The sequence below is a fragment of the Youngiibacter fragilis 232.1 genome, assembly GCF_000495435.3.
GTDB lineage: Bacteria > Bacillota > Clostridia > Clostridiales > Clostridiaceae > Youngiibacter > Youngiibacter fragilis.
The window spans coordinates 1-1,572 of sequence record NZ_AXUN02000160.1 but is presented as its reverse complement, the minus strand read 5'-3'; the positions used below and the strand labels follow the sequence as shown (position 1 = coordinate 1,572).

Annotated in this window: 1 protein-coding gene; it reads left to right on the top strand. The window is 50.3% G+C overall.

The window, feature by feature from the left end:
• The first annotated feature begins 90 nt into the window (after positions 1 to 90).
• Complete coding sequence (ltrA, locus tag T472_RS07685; RefSeq protein WP_023863517.1) at positions 91 to 1,482, top strand: group II intron reverse transcriptase/maturase; 1,392 nt, start codon at positions 91 to 93, stop codon at positions 1,480 to 1,482.
• The last annotated feature ends 90 nt before the right edge of the window (positions 1,483 to 1,572 follow it).

Below are 1,572 nucleotides of genomic sequence, written 5' to 3'. Positions count from 1 at the left end.
AGCAGACGTCGTAGTACCGGGAATATTTTTTCCCCGGGAAGGACTGAACAGCCGTAAGTCTTTAGTGAATACTGGGAGGAGGTCGGTGCGATGAAAGCAGAATACCGAAAGGGCTGCCCGCAAAGGGATAGCGTGGAACGTGAAGAGCATGCGGGAGCGCGGAGCACCGATACTCGGAAAAGCAGAGAAAGAGGCGGTGCAGACTTGCTTGAAGAGATTCTGGACAGGGATAACCTGAACAGAGCCTATAAGAGAGTCAAGAGCAACCATGGAGCGCCAGGAATCGACGGTATGACCGTTGAAGAGGCACTTCCATGGTTAAAGGAACATAAGGAAGAACTGTTGCAGAGCATCCGGGATGACAGCTTTAAGCCGAGTCCGGTGCGACGCAAGGTGATTCCCAAACCAGATGGTGGAGAGCGAAAGTTGGGTATACCTACGGTCATAGACCGAACCATCCAGCAGGCAATCGCTCAGAAACTGCAATCAACCTTCGAACCGTTATTTTCGGACTGCAGCTACGGCTACCGACCGGGAAGAAGCGGACAACAAGCCATGAAGCGAGTAAAGAAGTATGCCGATGAAGGCTACAAACACGTAGTAGAATTAGATTTATCGAAGTACTTTGACACAATCAACCATGACCTGCTCCTGAACCTGTTGAGAAAACAGGTCAAGGACACCCGAGTGATTAGACTCATCAAGAAATACTTGAAGAGTGGAGTCATGGAAAATGGAGTAGTCTGCAGTACGGAAGAGGGCTCTCCGCAGGGAGGCCCGCTGTCACCACTCTTAGCGAACATCTATCTGAACGAATACGACCAGGAGATGAAAAGCAGAGGTGTGCGAGTCATCCGATACGCGGACGACATAGTGGTGTTCGCCAGAAGCAGAAGAGCGGCAGAGCGTCTGTTGGAATCGAGTCGCAGATACTTGGAAGACAAGCTGAAGCTGACCCTGAACAAGGAAAAGAGCAGGGCAATCAGTGTCTACTCCAAGCAATTCAAGTTTCTGGGCTTTGCGATGGGAAAGAACGGGAAAGGAAACTTTATCCGTGTCCACAAGAAATCTTTGAGTAAAGCAAAACAGAGGTTGAGAGAACTGACGAAGAGAAACCAGGGGCGAAATGTCCGAGTGGTCATGGAGAATGTGAAAGTATTCATCCGTGGATGGGTAGGCCACTTCTATATAGCCGACATGAAGCGAATACTTCAGAGCTGGGATGAATGGTTGAGGAGAAGAATCCGCATGTACATCTGGAAGCAATGGAAGAAACCTAAGACAAGAGTACAAAGTCTACGTAAGCTGGGAATTCCAGACTCGCAGGCTTACCAATGGGGGAATTCCAGACTGGGGTACTGGCGAATAGCCGGAAGCCCAGTGCTAACACGTTCCATAACGAACAAACTGCTCGAGCGGGTCGGATATTATGAAATCCTGACTCGCTATGAGCAGCTTCGTGTCTCGCACTTAAGCGACTGAACCGCCGTATACCGAACGGTACGTACGGTGGTGTGGGAGGTCCCCCGCCTAACTAGTGAGCGGGGCCCTACCCGATTTTTTGCAAGGCTT